This window comes from Catenulispora sp. GP43 (assembly GCF_041260665.1).
In the GTDB taxonomy this organism is placed as follows: domain Bacteria; phylum Actinomycetota; class Actinomycetes; order Streptomycetales; family Catenulisporaceae; genus Catenulispora.
Map to the genome: position 1 here is coordinate 79,133 of NZ_JBGCCT010000010.1, position 15,641 is coordinate 94,773.

19 protein-coding genes are annotated in these 15,641 nt (G+C 70.2%); 8 read left to right on the forward strand and 11 right to left on the reverse strand.

The window, feature by feature from the left end:
* Positions 1-29: 29 nt before the first annotated feature.
* Positions 30-941 (forward strand): helix-turn-helix transcriptional regulator, encoded by a 912-nt coding sequence (locus ABH926_RS21480; protein ID WP_370367486.1) that lies wholly within the window; start codon positions 30-32, stop codon positions 939-941.
* A gap of 38 nt (positions 942-979) precedes the next feature.
* Positions 980-1,408: an organic hydroperoxide resistance protein gene (locus tag ABH926_RS21485; protein WP_370367487.1), complete on the forward strand. Its 429-nt coding sequence runs from the start codon at positions 980-982 to the stop codon at positions 1,406-1,408.
* 65 nt (positions 1,409-1,473) lie between these two features.
* On the opposite strand, the gene ABH926_RS21490 is transcribed toward ABH926_RS21485, so the two are convergent.
* Both ABH926_RS21490 and ABH926_RS21495 read right to left on the reverse strand, forming a co-directional pair.
* Positions 1,474-2,616 carry a glycosyltransferase gene (locus ABH926_RS21490; RefSeq protein WP_370367488.1) on the reverse strand — a complete coding sequence of 381 codons (1,143 nt, stop codon included), beginning with the start codon at positions 2,614-2,616 and terminating at the stop codon, positions 1,474-1,476.
* 240 nt (positions 2,617-2,856) lie between these two features.
* Positions 2,857-3,399: an alpha/beta hydrolase fold domain-containing protein gene (locus tag ABH926_RS21495; protein WP_370367489.1), complete on the reverse strand. Its 543-nt coding sequence runs from the start codon at positions 3,397-3,399 to the stop codon at positions 2,857-2,859.
* Between ABH926_RS21495 and ABH926_RS21500 the strand changes: the two genes are divergently transcribed.
* Positions 3,374-3,949, forward strand: a complete 576-nt coding sequence (locus tag ABH926_RS21500; RefSeq protein WP_370367490.1) for a LysR substrate-binding domain-containing protein — start codon at positions 3,374-3,376, stop codon at positions 3,947-3,949. The two genes, ABH926_RS21495 and ABH926_RS21500, sit on opposite strands and share 26 nt — an antisense overlap.
* 44 nt (positions 3,950-3,993) lie before the next feature.
* On the opposite strand, the gene ABH926_RS21505 is transcribed toward ABH926_RS21500, so the two are convergent.
* The 3 genes from ABH926_RS21505 to ABH926_RS21515 form a co-directional block, all read right to left on the reverse strand.
* Positions 3,994-4,347, reverse strand: a complete 354-nt coding sequence (locus tag ABH926_RS21505) for a hypothetical protein (RefSeq protein WP_370367492.1) — start codon at positions 4,345-4,347, stop codon at positions 3,994-3,996.
* A 123-nt stretch (positions 4,348-4,470) separates the two neighbouring features.
* Entirely contained in the window at positions 4,471-5,421 is a 951-nt protein-coding gene (locus tag ABH926_RS21510) for a hypothetical protein (RefSeq protein WP_370367493.1), read from the reverse strand.
* A gap of 66 nt (positions 5,422-5,487) precedes the next feature.
* Positions 5,488-6,639: a zinc-binding alcohol dehydrogenase family protein gene (locus tag ABH926_RS21515; RefSeq protein WP_370367494.1), complete on the reverse strand. Its 1,152-nt coding sequence runs from the start codon at positions 6,637-6,639 to the stop codon at positions 5,488-5,490.
* Between the two features lie 120 nt (positions 6,640-6,759).
* On the opposite strand from ABH926_RS21515, the gene ABH926_RS21520 reads away from it, so the two are divergent.
* Complete coding sequence (locus ABH926_RS21520) at positions 6,760-7,323, forward strand: TetR/AcrR family transcriptional regulator (protein WP_370367496.1); 564 nt, start codon at positions 6,760-6,762, stop codon at positions 7,321-7,323.
* A 114-nt stretch (positions 7,324-7,437) separates the two neighbouring features.
* Here ABH926_RS21520 and ABH926_RS21525 read toward each other — a convergent pair whose 3' ends face one another.
* Genes ABH926_RS21525 through ABH926_RS21535 form a run of 3 tightly spaced genes read right to left on the reverse strand, consistent with a single transcriptional unit; the run spans position 7,438 to position 8,873 of the window.
* Positions 7,438-8,100: a response regulator gene (locus ABH926_RS21525; RefSeq protein ID WP_370367728.1), complete on the reverse strand. Its 663-nt coding sequence runs from the start codon at positions 8,098-8,100 to the stop codon at positions 7,438-7,440.
* The gene (locus ABH926_RS21530) at positions 8,088-8,381 is read right to left on the reverse strand and encodes a sensor histidine kinase (protein ID WP_370367497.1); all 294 of its coding nucleotides are present in this window, start codon (positions 8,379-8,381) and stop codon (positions 8,088-8,090) included. The genes ABH926_RS21525 and ABH926_RS21530 overlap by 13 nt, the downstream gene beginning before the upstream one ends.
* 24 nt (positions 8,382-8,405) lie before the next feature.
* The gene (locus ABH926_RS21535) at positions 8,406-8,873 is read right to left on the reverse strand and encodes a GNAT family N-acetyltransferase (protein WP_370367498.1); all 468 of its coding nucleotides are present in this window, start codon (positions 8,871-8,873) and stop codon (positions 8,406-8,408) included.
* A gap of 33 nt (positions 8,874-8,906) precedes the next feature.
* Here ABH926_RS21535 and ABH926_RS21540 point away from each other — a divergent pair, with 33 nt between their 5' ends.
* Positions 8,907-9,551, forward strand: a complete 645-nt coding sequence (locus tag ABH926_RS21540; protein ID WP_370367499.1) for an SIMPL domain-containing protein — start codon at positions 8,907-8,909, stop codon at positions 9,549-9,551.
* 70 nt (positions 9,552-9,621) lie between these two features.
* On the opposite strand, the gene ABH926_RS21545 is transcribed toward ABH926_RS21540, so the two are convergent.
* Positions 9,622-10,536 (reverse strand): MBL fold metallo-hydrolase, encoded by a 915-nt coding sequence (locus tag ABH926_RS21545; RefSeq protein ID WP_370367500.1) that lies wholly within the window; start codon positions 10,534-10,536, stop codon positions 9,622-9,624.
* A 49-nt stretch (positions 10,537-10,585) separates the two neighbouring features.
* Positions 10,586-10,744: a hypothetical protein gene (locus tag ABH926_RS21550; RefSeq protein ID WP_370367501.1), complete on the reverse strand. Its 159-nt coding sequence runs from the start codon at positions 10,742-10,744 to the stop codon at positions 10,586-10,588.
* Positions 10,745-11,213: 469 nt separating this feature from the next.
* On the opposite strand from ABH926_RS21550, the gene ABH926_RS21555 reads away from it, so the two are divergent.
* Genes ABH926_RS21555 through ABH926_RS21565 form a run of 3 tightly spaced genes read left to right on the forward strand, consistent with a single transcriptional unit; the run spans position 11,214 to position 13,386 of the window.
* Positions 11,214-11,423 (forward strand): hypothetical protein, encoded by a 210-nt coding sequence (locus ABH926_RS21555; protein WP_370367502.1) that lies wholly within the window; start codon positions 11,214-11,216, stop codon positions 11,421-11,423.
* Entirely contained in the window at positions 11,410-12,792 is a 1,383-nt protein-coding gene (locus tag ABH926_RS21560) for an amidase (protein WP_370367503.1), read from the forward strand. Before ABH926_RS21555 ends, ABH926_RS21560 begins: the two co-directional genes overlap by 14 nt.
* Positions 12,793-12,801: 9 nt before the next feature.
* Positions 12,802-13,386 (forward strand): TetR/AcrR family transcriptional regulator, encoded by a 585-nt coding sequence (locus ABH926_RS21565; protein ID WP_370367504.1) that lies wholly within the window; start codon positions 12,802-12,804, stop codon positions 13,384-13,386.
* On the opposite strand, the gene ABH926_RS21570 is transcribed toward ABH926_RS21565, so the two are convergent.
* A complete protein-coding gene (locus tag ABH926_RS21570) occupies positions 13,367-15,409 on the reverse strand; it encodes a carbohydrate-binding protein (protein ID WP_370367505.1) in 2,043 nt (680 codons plus the stop codon). The genes ABH926_RS21565 and ABH926_RS21570 overlap by 20 nt on opposite strands.
* Positions 15,410-15,641 lie beyond the last annotated feature (232 nt).

Consider the following 15,641-nt stretch of genomic DNA (forward strand, 5'->3'; position numbering starts at 1 on the left):
TGCGTGGCGGCCTGCACATACTTGAGGACATGAACGCCACCACCCCCGGCACCTCGGCACTGGGCGAGTTCCTGTCCACCCGGCGCGCCCAGCTGACTCCCGCCGACCTCGGCCTGCCGGACTACGGCGACCAGCGGCGGGTGCCGGGGCTGCGCCGCGAAGAGGTGGCACAGCTGGCCGGGGTCAGTGCCGCCTACTACACCCGGCTGGAGCGCGGGGCCTCGCGGGGCGCCTCACCGCAGGTACTCGACGCCCTGGCCACCGCCCTGGGCCTGGACGAGGCCGAGCGGCGCCATCTGCACGGCTTGTCCGGCGGCGGACGGCGGCGCGGCGCGCGCCGCCGGCCCGCCGAGCAGGTCACCGCGGCTATGCGGCAGCTGATGGCGACGTTCGGGGAGGCCCCTGCGATCCTGCTCGGCCGGCGCTCCGACGTCCTGGCCTGGAACCGCAGCGGACATGCGCTGTTCGCCGGGCACTTGGACTTCGACAGTCCGGACCAGACCGTCGAGCGGCCGAACACAGCCCGGCTGGTGTTCCTGGACGCGCATACCCGCGAGCTGTACGACGCCGACTGGCCGCGCAAAGCCCGCGATGTCGTGGGCAAACTGCGAGCCGCAGTCGGCGAGGATCCGGACGATCCGCGGCTCGCGTCGCTGATCGGCGAGCTGACGATGGGCAGTGCACAGTTCGCCGCGCTGTGGGCCGAACACCGGGTGCGGGCCTGGGACCTGGCCGAGTACCGGATGCACCACCCGCTGGTCGGGGCGATGGACGTGCTCCAGCATTCGATGCCCGTGCCGCGCGCGGCCGGCGTCCGGCTCGTCGTGGTCACGGCCGAGCCGGGATCGGATTCCCAGGCTGCCTTGCGACTCCTCGCCCATGCGGCGCACACCGACACCGCGGAGACCGTCACGGCCCCGGCCGTGACACCGCGCATCTAAAAAACCCTCTTCGCACCGATTACAAGGAGAACAACACCATGTCCACGTCCACCCTCTACACCACCGAGGCGACCTCGACCGGCGACGGCCGCAACGGTCATGTCCGCACCACCGACGGCATCTTCGAGGCGGCCCTGTCGGTCCCCAAGGAGATGGGCGGCCCGGGCGGTGAGAAGACCAACCCGGAGCAGCTGTTCGCCTCCGGCTACGCGGCCTGCTTCCACAACGGCCTGCGGCTGATCGCGGCCGACCAGAAGACCCCGGTCGGCGACTCGACCGTCACCGCCGAGGTCAGCCTGCTGGCCATCGAGGACGGCCGCTTCAGCCTGGCCGTCGGGCTCACCGCTCACCTGCCGGGGCTGGACCAGGCCACCGCCGACCAGCTGGTCCAGGCCACGCACAAGGTGTGCCCGTACTCGAACTCCACGCGCGGCAACATCGAGGTGACCCTCAAGGCCACCGTCTGAGCAACCATCGCGCCCACGCCGTGGTGCGCCGGAACCCTTTCCGGTGCGCCACGGCGCTGTGCTTCTCAGCCGGCGATGACGCGGAGCACGTCAAGCGGGCGAGGCATGGCGGCTATCTGGGCAGCCGCCCGCTGTGCGGCGGCCCTGTGTGGTCCGTCGGCGAGGACATCGGCGAGGACATCCGCGAGGGCGTCAGCAATCTGGTCTGCGGACTCGACGACGACCGCCGCCCCGGAGGCGGCGGCGCGGGCGGCGTTGATGTGCTGGTCGGCACCCTGCGGCCACAGGACCAGGGGCAGGCCGCGGCCGAGCGCGGCCAGCAGGGTGCCCGACCCGCCGGCGCCCACCACGACGTCGGCTTCTTCGAGCAACTGGTCCAGCGGTGTGAACGGGACGAACGTGACCTGGTCGTCGTCGGCGACCGCGGGGGACGCTGACGCCGCGCCGGGTTCGCGCAGTGACATGCCGGTGGTCGCGACGATACGCACCGGGTGTTTGCGGACCGCGTCCACGCAGGCGGCGAGCACGTCCGGGTCGGAGAAGATCGTCCCGAAGGTGATCAGCACGCGCGGGAGATCGGTGGCCGGCAGGGCCGGCGGATCATCGGTCGTCGCGCGGCGGTGGGCCTGCGGACGTACAGCCAGCCGAGGCGGCGTGCTGCTCCAGTCCGGGTCCTGGAGCAGCTCAGGGCAGGGGTCGATGTAAGTGCTCGCAGCCGTGGGAGTGAGCGACCGGTCGGCGTACCGCCGGGCTGCCGCGCGGGCGATCTCATCGGTCAGCGGAGCCGGCAGGGCGGGGCCCAGGCCGACCTGGTGCCAGGGCACGTCCAGCGCCGCGGCCAGCAGCGGGCCGACGGCGTCGAAGGCGTCCGCCATGATGAGATCGGGAGCCCATCGGCGGGCCCGGTCGAGGGCCTCGTCGGCGGCCAGGTCCAGGCGGTCGCCGCCGAAGATCTCGCCGACGAGGAACGGCGTCGGCTGGAACACGTCCTGCCCGGTGCGCTCGGCGGTCGCCAGCGAGAACACCAGGGGCATCGCCCCCGCCGCGAGATGCTCGACGCCTGCCGGGAACTCGCTGGAGACCATCTCGGCCATCTCAGCCGCGGTCAGCACCGCGACGGCGTGACCCTCGGCCAGAGCGGCTTCAGCCAACGGGACCAGCGGCAGCAGATGGCCATAGGCGGGAACGCCGCTGAAAAGTATTCGCATATTGATATTCCTGGAAATCGTGTGCAAGGTAGGTCTGCGTTCAGACTACGAACTCAGCCCGCCGTACGTACCGCGCGGATGCTCGCGGTCACCGCCGCGAAGGCACGCGCGTGGTCGGGACGCCGTCGATGATCAGGGCGGCGGCATGGGCGCGGCCCTCGTCGCAGACCGGCCGGATCCTCACCGGCGGTGAGCATGACGGCCGTTCACGTTCACGGTCGGACGCTGGTCGAGCAGTCATCACGCGCCGGCCCGCGCGAACGCCGTGGTGAGGAACTGTGTGACACGCACCAGCGCGGCATCACCCTCCTCCAGCATCGCGGCGAACGCCTGAAACAGGTGCGGGACGCCCGCGGTCACCTCCAGCGCGACCGGAACGTCCGCCGCCGCGGCGCGCGCGGCGAGCCGAACCGCGTCGTCCAGCAGCAGTTCGTGGGTCCCGACCTGGATCAGCAGCGGCGGCAGGCCGCGCAGGTCGGCGAACACCGGGCTGATCAACGGGTCGGCCGGGTCCGCGCCGCCGGCGTAGTCCGCGGCCCGCCGCGCGATCGCCTCGGCGGTGAACGACGGCTCGAGCTCGGCCTTGGTCTTCATGCTGTCGCCGGACAGCGTCAGGTCCGCGTACGGGGAGAACAGGACACCGGCGGCCGGCATGGCAAGGCCCTGATCGCGCGCGGCGATCAGCAACGCCGCCGCCAGCCCCGCGCCGGCGGACTCGCCGACCACGCAGGTCTTCGCCCAGTCCCCGGGATCGACCGTGCTGTTCTCCCGCTGGCACCACACGGTGTTCTCCGACGCCGAACACGGCATGGTCGATCTTCTGGTCCACGGCGGGACCGCGCCCCCGCCGCTGCGCTCCCAGGTGCTCTTCGAGGAGGGCTACGCGTGCCTGGTCGCCGACGACCACCCGCTGGCGGGGTCCGCCGCCGTGTCGCTGGCGGACTACCTCGACTGCACCCACATCGTCGTCGACGTCGCCGACGGCCGCCAGGGGCACGTCGACCGCAGGCTGGAAACGCTCGGCCGGCCCAGGCGCGCCGCCGTGACAGTGCCCTACCACACCGCCGCCGCCGCCGCGGTAGCGGGAACCTCGCTGGTGGCGACCCTCCCGCGCGGCTTCGCGCTCCAACACGCGACGCCCGGGACGACCACCGTCATCCCGGCGCCGGAAGAGATCGGCCCGATGGCGTACGCCATGTCCTGGCACCCCCGCCTGGACGACGACCAGGCCCAGCGCTGGCTCCGCGACTTGATCGGGGCCACGGTTGAGACGGTTGAGACAGCTAAAGCAGTCAAGACGCTCAAGACGGCCGACAGGGCCAAGACCGGCTGACGCCTCACCGACCGCGATCCTCGCAGTCGAAACGCTCTACCCGACTACCGGTGCTGATGACGCCCGCGTCGTCGCAGGCCTCTGGCCGTGTCGACGTGCCGCGTGAATCCCAGCGCCTGCCGTGCGTCGTCCAGGCAGGTCCAGCGCGGGTCCATCGGCTGGCTCTCGGCCAGGGCGACCACCTGGTTCAGGCTCGCCTGGATCCGCCACCGGTTCCCGCAGCGGCAGGCGACGTCGATCTGCGCCCCCGACGCGGCGATCAGCCAGTCGGTGACCCGGCGACAGTACGGGCACTCGATCAGCCCCTGGACCTCGCGGCCGTCGCCGGACGGCGCGGATCTGACATGCGCCTGGTCCGCGACTCGCAACAGCATCGTCGACTCCCACCCGATGGTCACGATGTCTCCCTCGCCGGTCTCACGCGCGCGTGTCGAGAACGACTCGACGTTCGCACAGTGACAGACCGCTGTCCACCGTACAGTCGTGGACCGTTCGCGGACCGGTCGCGGACCGGTCGGCCGTCAGTGCTCCAACCGTGCGGTCAGCAGGTTCGGCTGCCCGCCGAAGTAGGCGGCGTCGTCGACGTAGACAGTGTCGCCGCGCACGGCGAGCGCCGTCGGGTTGGCCAGTCCGTCCTGGCCGTTCATGAGTGGTGTGGAACGTCCGTTCGGAGCCACGGAGACGATCTCGTTCAGGCGTTCCAGGGCGATCAGGGCTGTGTCCCCGCGGCCGGCGAAGGCGAGGTCGTCGGCGCTGGTCAGGCCGGTGGCGATGACACGGATCGGCCCGGGTCGCCCGCCGGGGGTGATGGGGATGCGCAGCAAGGTCGCGTCGTGGGTGTTGGTGGCCCAGACGGCGCCGTTGTGGACTTTGATGCCGTTGGCGCCGAAGGATCCGTGCGGGGCCAGGGCGTCGGCGGTCAGCCACGCGGTCGCGGGGCCGCCGGTCAACGGGACCGACCAGATGGTGGCCAGGACCGAGTCGGTGACCAGCAGCCGGTGTTCGCGGTCGTCCAGGGCCATGCCGTTGAGGAAGGCCCCGGCCGGCAGGGCGGCGATGCGGACCGCGTCGTGCCGGCCCGGTCCGATCCGGTAGACGCCGGTGCTGTCTGCCAGGCCGGTGGAGACGGTGACGTACAGGGTGCCGTCCTCGGTTCGGACAATGCCGGCGATGCCGATCCTGGTGCCGAGCCCGGGGACGTCGCCGCCGGCGGGGATGGGGATCTGGGCGAGGACGGTGGTCCTCCCGGCCCGGTCGATGCGGGCGACCTGTCCGGCGAAGGCGAAGGTGACGTCGGCGCTTCCGTCGGGCTCCAGAGCGATGTTCTCCGGTTGCTGATAGGCCTCGGCGTCGAGGTGTGCGACGACGCGCGGGTGTTCGATGCGGTAGGTGCTTGCGGCCTGCGCGGGCACGGCAGCGGCGAGGATCGCCGTCACCGCGGTTGCGGCGATGGTCAGATGTAGCCGGGGCATGCGTTGTTCCTGTCTGCTGGTGAGTGTCTGCTGGTGAGTGTCTGCTGCGGGGTGGACGCCCTGGGCTCAGGGCAGGGCGACGACGACCTTCGCCGCCGAGACGCCGCCGCGCTGGACGTCCATGGCGCGTTGGATGTCGTCCAGACTCTTGCCGACCACCATCGGTTTCGGGGCGGCCAGATACCGGCCCTCAGCCAGGGCCGCCGGCAGGAAGTCGCGGTAGATCGCGGTGCCGACCTCGTTGGCTTTGAGCGTCGTGCCGAAGATGTACTTCAGCCCGATCCCGCGCGTTCGCGCCGCGAACTGCAGCGCGATGTTGGCGCCGATGAGGCGTGCGAGCAGCCGCGGGTGGGCGAACCGGCCGCGGTCGGGGTCGCCCAGGCGCTCGAAGGACACCGGCGGGGTGGCCAGTGCCACGAACTTCTTGCCGCGGCACTTGCGCACGATACGGACGCAGGACGCGGCGGAGGTGGCGCCGAAGGCGATCGCGCCGGCCAGGGTGCGTCCTTGGAAGGCCTCGATGATGTCCGGCACCACGGTCGGGCTGTTGTAGTCGAAGACCAGGCTCGCGCCCAGTGCTCGGACGTAGTCGACGTTGCGTGGCGAGGCGGTGGTGACGACCTCGTAGCCGGCCGCGACCGCCAACTGGACGGCGTTGCCGCCGACGCTGGTGGAGCCGCCCCACACCAGGACGGTCTGGCCGGTCGCCTCAGGGTGCGACGACGGGTGCCGCAGGCCCAGGTGGCTGGTCTGGAACAGGCCGCACGCGGCGGTGGAAACGGCCAGCGGGAGGACGACGGCGTCCTCGAACGGCATCGCATCCGGCACCGGGCAGGCCAGCTTCTCCGAGACGGCGGTGTAGTGCTGGAAGGCACCCTCGGCGGCGTTGTTGCTGTCCTTGTCGGTTCCCACAGCGTGGCCGAGCACCCGGTCGCCGACGCGGAAACGGGTGACGTCCGTCCCCACTTCGACGACCTCGCCGGCGACGTCCGCACCGAGCACCGTCGGGTAGCGCAGCCAGCCGTAGGGCAGGCTGCCCTCGACCTGGATGATCCAGTCCAGGGGGTTGATCGCGACGGCCCGGTTGCGTACGACGAGCTGGTCGGGGCCGGGGCGGGTGTAGGGCGCCGGCCCCACTTCCAGGCGGGCGTGCTTGGCCGGGATCCAGGCGGCGGTGTTCGCGGGGGTGTTCGCGGGGGTGTTCGCGGAAGCGGTCATGGGACGGGCTCCTGTCGCGCCGATGATTGCACTTGGTGTAGTCACTCCACTGTGGCAGGTGATTGCACCAAGTGCAAACAGTGACTTCACCGAGTGCAGACACGGAGTACAGTGGTGGCCATGGCCCGGTGGGAACCGAACGCGCAGCGACGACTCCAGCAGGCAGCCGGAGCGCTGTTCGCCGAACGCGGCTATGCCGACGTCACCGTCGCCGACATCGCCGAGCGCGCCGGCCTGACCAAACGCACGTTCTTCAACCACTTCCCCGACAAACGCGAAGTCCTGTTCGCCGACGCCGCAGCCTTCGAAGCATCGGTCCTGAAGCACCTGGCCGCGGCCGACCCGGCCTCGGAACCCTTGGCCGCCGCCGTCGAGGCCCTGACCAGCGCCGGCCTGAGCGACCTGGCGCAGTACGGCGAGTACGCCGCGGCCCGGCGCGAACTGATCGCGTCCTCGATCGACCTGCAAGAACGAGACCTGATCAAAACGGCATCACTCACGGCGGCCATCGCAGCCGGGCTTCTGGAGCGCGGAGTACCACCGAGGACGGCGACCTTCGCCGGCAAGGCGGCGGTCGCCGTCTTCACCGCCGCCTATGACGACTGGATCGACGCCCCCACAGCGGATTTCAGTGCCCTGATGCGCCAAGAGCTGGCAGAACTGCGGCGCGCGGTGTGCGGGTGAGCCGAGCGCGGTGGCCCGGCCCAGGATGAGGCCGTCTTGGCGCCTGCTTTCGCAGACCCCTGGCCCCTGCAGCTTGGCCGCCTCGAGCCCGGAAGTGCTCACCGCGATGGGTCGCTACCGTCCTCGCGGACGAACCAGTCCCGACTCGTACACGGCGACCGCGGCCTGCAGCCGATCGCGCAGGCCCAGCTTGGCCAGGATGTTCTGCACATGGGTCTTCACCATGGATTCGGCCAGGTGCAGCGCGGCGCCGATCTCGGCGTTCGACAGTCCGCGGGCGACCAACAGCAGCACGTCCACCTCGCGCACGGACAGCCGTGCTCGCAGGTCGGCGCCGTCCGCTCCGTCGGAGGCGTCCGCGTGGTCGGTCGCCATGCGCTCAAGCATGCGCCGGGTGACAGCGGGCGCCAGGATGGCGTCGCCTGCGGCCACCACGCGGACCGCTTCGAGGAGTTGGTCGGCGGTGGCGTCTTTGAGCAGGAATCCCGAGGCTCCGGCGCGCAGGGCCTGTGCCACGTAGTCGTCGAGGTGGAAAGTCGTGAGCATCAGGATCCTGGTGGGGTGCGGTCCGGGGCCCGAACACAGGGAGCGTGTGGCGGCGACGCCGTCCAGCCGGGACATGCGGATGTCCATGAGCGCGATGTCCGGGCGCAGCCGGCGGACCGCCTCGGCGCCGTCGGCGGCCTCCCCCACGACCTCCATACCCGGCTCGGACTCGATGATGGCGCGCAGGCCGGAGCGGACCAGGCGCTGATCGTCGGCGATCAGGACCCTGATGGGCCGGCCCGGCTGGTGGTGACGGTGACCGTGCCGCCGGACGGCGTGGCGGCCAGGGCGTTGCGCAGCAGGTTGACCAGGATCTGCGTGACGCGGTGTGGGTCCACATCGGCGTCGGCCCGGCCGCTTGTGCAGTGGCGCAGCTCGAGGCCGGCGTGGGTGAAGCGGGGACGCAGCCGGCTGGTCACGTCCTCGCTCTGGCCAGCGAGGTCGGTCCGCCCGCGGTGCAGCCGGTCGATCTCCTCGCGGATCGACGCGATCAGGTCCTGTCCTACCTGCACAAGGCCACCATGTTCGAGGTCTGTTCAGTCAGATGGGTTGGCTGCGAAGATCCAGTCGAAGCCGTCGAAGCCGGTTACGTCAAGGTGCTCCGCTCGAGCCAAGCCGGCGCGGAGTGCCACTCGTTGGGATGCGATGTTCGCCGGCCGGACCCGGGCGACAAGCGGTAGATCGGGAACTCGCAGAGCCGCCCAGGTAGCGACTGCGGTAGCGGCCTCGCTGGCCAGACCCTGGCCCCAAGCCGAGGCATCGAATCGGTAGAAGAGGTTGAGGACTCTCCTGCCGTTCAGTTCCATGGGCATGACCCCACAGAACCCCAGTTGCCGGGCGCAACCCTGGTATCGGACGACCCAGTACCCGTATCCGCAGCGGCGCCATTGTTCGTCCCAGCGCCGAAAAAGGCTTTCGGCCTCTTCCTGCGAAGCAAGCGTGTCAGAGGGGTTGTGGAGGCAGGCCCTCGGGTCACTGTGGATCGCGAACAAGGAATGGCTCATTGGCCACCGCCGACACCTGGTTGGATGACCGTTATGAATCAATCGGATGTCATAGCCGCCCCCTGGGGCATGTCGGTCTTTGGTGCCGCCACCATCGATGTCGCTCCGGATCTGGCTCGGCTGCGCATCGGGATCAAGGAGATGCGGCCGACGCCGGCCGAGGCATTCGCCTCCACCAGGACAGCGGTCAACCAGGTCCGGGAGGTGTTGCGCGGGCACAGGATTCCCGACGGAGCGGTGTCCGCCTCCAACCTGAGGATTACGTCGCTGTGGGACTACGCCGGCCGGAACCGCGAGCTCAAGGGCTACGAATGCGGCTCGTCCTTCGTGGTCGAACTGCGGAATCTCGACCTGGTCGAGCCGATCCTCGTCGATCTGGTGGCCGCCGGCGTGAACGAGGTCGACGACGTCCAGTTCGACGTCACGGCCAAGCGGGATCTGCGCACCCAGGCCCGCAAAGCAGCGGTGGCAGCGGCTAAGGAGAAAGCCGAGGTCTATGCCGACGCTGCCGGGGTCCGCGTCGGCAAGGTGCTTCACCTCACCGATGTGGACTCCGAAGGCATGCGGACCTTCCGCAGCCACGGCCAACTCGTGGGCAACGACGGCGACGGGGTACTGACCCCGGGAATGATCAGTGTCTCGGCCGGGGTGCTGCTGGGATTCGCGATCGACGAATAGTGCGGCCCGGCGGCCAGCCGCTCCGCCGCGCCCAGGATTGAGGACTCACCGATCCCGGCCTCGCCCTCGATCAACGTGGTCCTGCGAAGACGGGCGAGAAGCGGTAGCCGCCCTCGTGGCGAACGATGTGGCCGGCCGTGGGCGGTGCGAAGTGGGTGCCCAGGACGAGGGTGTCCGTTCCGGCGAGTGCGGCGAGCAGGGTGCGGCGCGAGGCCTCGGACTGGCGCGGGTCGATGTCGACACAGGCGCCGACGGCGGGGTCGGCGAGTTGGACGGGGTGGTGGACGCAGTCGCCGGTGATCAGGGCCGTTCGGCCGTGGCTGGTCAGCTCGACGGCGACGTGGCCGGGGGTGTGACCGGGGGTGGGGAGGAGTCGCAGCCCCGGGGCGATGTCGGTGCCCCCGGCGGGTACGTCGACGAGGTCGAGCAGGCCCGCTTCCTCCACCGGGATCACGGAGTCGCGGAACATCTGCTCGCGCGCCGGCTCCATGTCGTATCCGGCCCAGAACTTCCGCTCGTCGCGGGAGGTCAGGTAGCGGGCGCGGGGAAAGGTGGGCACCCATGTCCCGTTCACGTTCCGCGTGTTCCAGCCGACGTGGTCGGCGTGCAGGTGGGTGAGGATCACCAGGTCGATCGAGTCCGGGGCGAATCCGGCGGCGGTCAGGCGCCGGAGGTAGCCGGTGTCCAGGTTGTGCCACGCGGGGTTGGCACGCTCCTTGCCGTTGCCGATGCCCGTGTCCACCAGGACGCGCAGCCCGCCAAGTTCGAAGGCGAAGCTGTGGCTGTGCAGGCGCAGGGTGCCCTCGTCGTCGGCGAAGTGGGGGCGCAGCCAGTCCTGCGCCGCGACGAGGTCCGGGGTGGCGTCGGGCAGCAGCCACGGTCCGGTGGCGGGCGGCAGCAGGACCTCGTCGACGCGGTGGACGGTGACATCACCCACGGTCCAGGAGGGGGCGGCGGCCGGGTCGGCGACGGGTGCGGTACTCATGATCGGTCGTTTCCTTCGATCTTGTTCGGTCTTGTTACGGGAGGTCGTTTTACGGGAGGTCGTTGGACACGTGGCGGACAGTCCTGCTCCTGGGCACGCTCCCGGCCAGGGCCGCGCCGCCGTAGACGGCAGGCAGGCCGGCTCCGTGCAGACCGCTCAGCGTCAAGGCCGAAGCGGGGACGACGGCCAGGGTTCCCCCGGTGGCCACGGTGTGCGGGGTCGTGTGTCGCAGTGTCCACACAGTCAGCGCGGCGGTGGCGGTGAGCGTGAAGTAAGACCAGGCCGCCGGCGGCCATGCCCGTCACCGGGGCGATGCTGTTGGTCAGCGCGGATCGGCCCGGACGTTGGAGGTCCTCCAGGTCGAGCAGGGCCGCGCCCGCAGCGCTGGTGGCCGCGCTGGTGGCCGCTCCTTGCAGAACGCCCGCCAGTACCGGGCGTCGTCCCAGGTGGTCGGAGAGCGCTCCGGTGTGAGCAGGGCCAGCAGCAAAGTCAGGGAGTAGGCGCTGAGGACGACGGTGACGGTCAGCGCGGACAGGTGCCATGGGGGTGGAGCTCCTCCGGCTAAACGCTATGAGTTTGCTTTAAGCCATCGTAGATCCTAAGCTGGGACTAACGCAAATGCTTAGCTTTTACCTGGAGGGCACTTCGCCCCTTCAGCGCCAGGAGAGGGAAAGTCCGTGTCTGCCGCAGAACTCACCCCGCCGGAGGCGGCCCGCTGGGCCGCCCGCGCCGGGCTCCACCTGCCCGCCGATCGCCACGCGGCGGTCGCGGCCGTCGCCAACCACATCAGCTCCGTCGTGGAGGTGCTGCGCGAGCTGGACTTCGGCGACACCCCGCCCGCCACCGCCTACCGCGCGGGAATGGAGATCCACGATGCAGCCGTATGAACTGTCCCTGGCCGCAGCCGCCGACGCGATCCGGGAACGGCAGCTGTCCCCCGTCGAGCTGGTGGACTCGGCTCTTCAGCGCATCGCGCAGATGGAGCCGCAGCTTCAGGCCTACGTCACCATCACCGCCGAGCGCGCCCGCAAGGCCGCGCGTGAAGCAGAACACGAGATCACGGCCGGCCGCTATCGCGGTCCGCTGCACGGCATCCCCATGGGTGTCAAAGATCTGATCGACGTCGCGGGCGCGGCGACGACGGCCGGCTCCCGAGTCCGCGCCGACCACCGGGCGCAGACCGACAGCACGGTCGCCACGCGCCTGGCGCAAGCCGGTGCCGTCCTGCTGGGCAAGACGCACACGCACGAGTTCGCCTACGGACTGACCACCCCGCAGACCCACAACGCGTGGGACCCCGACCGGGTCGCGGGCGGCTCCAGCGGCGGATCCGCCGTCGCCGTCGCCGCCGGCATGGCCACGTTCGCCCTGGGTACCGACACCGGCGGGTCCATCAGGGTGCCCTCCGCACTCAACGGGGTGGTGGGCCTCAAACCGACCTACGGCCTCGTCCCCCGCCACGGCGTCACCTCCCTGTCCTGGTCACTGGACCACGTCGGCCCGATCACCCGAACCGTCGAGGACGCGGCCCTCGTCCTGACCGCCCTGGCCGGACACGACCCCCGGGACGCCGCCTCCCTGACCGCACCCGCCGTGGACTACCGGCCGACCGCCGGCCCGGACCTGACGGGGCTCCGGGTCGGCGTGCCCCGCGACTACTACTTCGACCACGTCGACCCCGAGGTCGAAGCTGCCGTCCGGCAAGCCGTCGACCAGTTGCGAGCTCTCGGCGCACGCCTCGTCGACGTGCAGATCCCCATGACGCGCTATATCCAGGCAACCCAGTGGGCTCTGATGGTGCCCGAGGCCACGGCGTACCACGAGGGCACCCTGCGCACCGTCCCCGAGCTCTACCAGGCCGATGTCCGAATCCTCCTCGAGGCCGGCGAACTCATGCCCGCCGGGGACTACCTGCGCGCTCAGCGTTCCCGCACCCTCATGCGGCAGGAATGGGCCCACCTGCTGGAGCAGGTCGACGTGATCGCCGCCCCCACCGTCCCGGCGACCGCCGTCAAGGCCGGCCAGGAGACGATCACCTGGGCCGACGGCACCGTCGAGGGCGTCTCCGACGCCTACGTACGTCTGTCGTCCCCCGCCAACATCACCGGAATACCGTCGCTCTCCGTACCGGTCGGCCAGGACACGGCGGGGCTGCCGATCGGCATGCAACTTCTCGGGCGACCGCTCGAGGAGAGCGTCCTCCTACGGGTCGGCCATGCCTACGAGCAGTCACTAGAAGCAATGATTTCGCTTTAAAGTGGATCCATGAGCCGAGAAATGGTTCGCCCCGGCGGACGCAGCGCACGCGTCCAGGCCGGGGTGCACGCCGCCGTACGCGAGCTGTCCGCCGAGGTGGGCCGGGACGCCCTGACGGTGCCGATGATCGCCCAGCGCGCCGGGGTGACCCCGTCGACGGTCTACCGGCGGTGGGGGGACCTGCAGGAACTGCTGTCGGACGTCGCGGTCGAGCGGCTACGACCCGACACCACACCCGGCGATCACGGCACACTCCGCTCCGACCTGACGGCCTGGGCCGAGCAGTTCCTCGACGAGATGTCCTCCCCCTCCGGCCGCGCCTACGTCCGCGACGCCCTGCTCGGCGACCCGGACGGCGGCAACGCCGGCCGCTGCTCCGCCTACGCCGCCGAACAGATCGACGTCATCCTCACCCGCGCCACCGAACGCGGCGAGCAGACACCCGCCGTCGAGACCGTCATGGACCGCGTCGTCGCGCCCCTGATGTACCGCATCCTCTTCCGCCCCGACGGCCTCGACGCCGCGTACGCCCGCCAACTCGCGACAGGGGTCCTCGACGAATCCCGGCCGAGCACTACTGGGAGCTCACCGTGATCCTGTCGAAGTCCGGTGCCCAGCCGGTCGGGTTGGACAGGATGATGGTGTTGTCGCCCGCCCGCAGGTTCAGGGAGACCTTGGTCGTCAGCGGGCTGTACCAGTTGCCGGGGGTCGGGGTGAACGCCAGTGTCGCGGCGGTTGTGCCGTTGACGGAGATGGTTGCCGACCTTCCAGCGGCAGAACCGTCGCAGTAGGCGATGGTGAGGTTGTAGGTCCCCGCAGTGGCGACATTGACGTTGTTGAACTGCAGTAGTCCACCGTTGCCGACGTACCCGACCTTCGCGCCACCGGAGCACTGCGGGCATCCCTGGATGTCGGCTCCGCCGCTGAGTGTGTTCGTCGGTGACTCGGCCTCATATGTGGCGCTCGTGGGAGGTGCCGTCGTCGCGGATATGCGGTACAGCGCGACGCCGTGGGGGGCGACGGTCGCACCCAGAGAGCCGCTGATGGTTGAAGTGGTCTTGTTCCACAGGTCGGTGGAGTTGTAAGCGCTGCCGGACAGTCCCAGGGCACTGAGGGTGGTGCTGATGGTTTGGGAGTTGTTCGGGTCCTGATTGATGAGCGCGACGGCGGTGTCACCATTGGCGAGCTGCCGCTTGAGGATCACCGGCGAGGTGCCGTTGCCGGGGCTGCCCTGGACCAGGGAGGCCGGCTTGCCCAGCGGGTCCTGGTCGACGGCGATGACGCCGGTGTTCTCATAGATCGCCAGGCTGGCGGCGTTGATGCCGGAGGACCAGGTGGTGGCGCCGGAGGTGTGCACGCTCTGGGCGGCGGTGCGCAGGTCGGCTCCGGAGATCAGCGGTGAGGCCATCATCGACAGGATCGACATCTCGGTGCGCGACTCGGTGTCGGTGAAAGAGGGTTGGACCCCGGACGTGCCGGGCGCATGGTAGGGGTCGATCCAGCCGGTGAACATCATGTCCATGTCGTTCCAGCTGCCCGGCCTGATGTTGGCGGCGAATTGCAGGGACTGGCCGAGTTGTTGGAAGACGCCGTTCAGGTCGCTGCTGCGGTCGCCGCCGATCCGACACAGGTTGGCCACCTGTCCGCACCACAGCCCGACCGGGGCGAATCCGGGGGCCTGGTAGGAGTACGCGCCGGGGTTCGCCGCCGCATAGGCCTGGATCACCGAGTCGCTCCAGGCCGGATCGGTGTGCGGCAGCAGGGCGGCGGCACCGATGTGGGCCGGCTGGGCCGAGACGCTGAACGTCACCTTGGGCTTGCCCTGCGCCGTCGACGCCGCGTCCAGCGCCCGCTGGAAGGTCTGCGCCCGGGTGTAGATGGACTGGGAGAGCTCCTTGCCCTCCCCGTGGGTGTTGTCGCTGGGGCTGACAGGGACGTTCGGACCGGACCAGTCGGGACAGGAGTCGTCCTTGACGTAGTCCACGCCCCAGGACACGAAGTCGGCCGCGTCGGTGGCCTCGTGCCCGAGACTGCCGGGGTGGCCCTGGCAGGTGAGGTAGGACACGGAGGTGTACAGGCCGAGCTTCATGCCCTTGCTGTGGGCGTACCAGGCCAGGTAGGCGATGCCGTTCAGGGTCTGGCCGTTGACGGTCTGGGGCGCGAAGTTCCGCGGGTCGGGGATCAGGTCCCCGGAGGTCGGGTCGTTGCCGGTGCCGTCCAGACCGCTGACCGGGTTGCCGGCCGCGTCGTAGAGCTGCAGCGCGCCGTAGGAGGTCTTCGCCTGATCCGTCGTCTGTCCGGTGCGGTGCAGCAGCGACCAGCCGTCGTCGATGGTCACGGTTTTGTACCCGGCCGCCGCCATCCCACTGGCGGACATGAAGTCGATGGTCTGCAGCACATCCTGCTCGGTGACCTGGGTGCCCAGGCTGTTCCAGGCGTTCCACCCCATCGGCGGGGTGAGCGCGAGGCCGTTGCCCAGGGGCGGGGTGGCCACGGCCGAACGCGGCCCGGAGGCCGTGGCCGCCGGGGCCGATCCCACCGCGAGCACGAGCAGGGCAGCCGCCATCGGCAGGGGTCGGAGAGCTCTTCGCCTGGCCGAGGTGTGGGTTCGTGGCATGAGGGGCCTCATTCGTGGGAGAGGTGCGCGGCGGGACGCAGGATGCGAACTCGGTGGCGGTGCACGTAGCCGAGGCGGCGGCACGTTGGTCGAACGTGTTTGGCGTCGACCGAGCACGCGATGTCCCCTAAGCCACGGCCGGCCTGCCGTTTCGCGGTGAAGACGGCGGAAATCCACCGTGGATCGCCTCTCGGCAGCACGTCGAACAAGCGATCAGGAGGCGAACATTTTC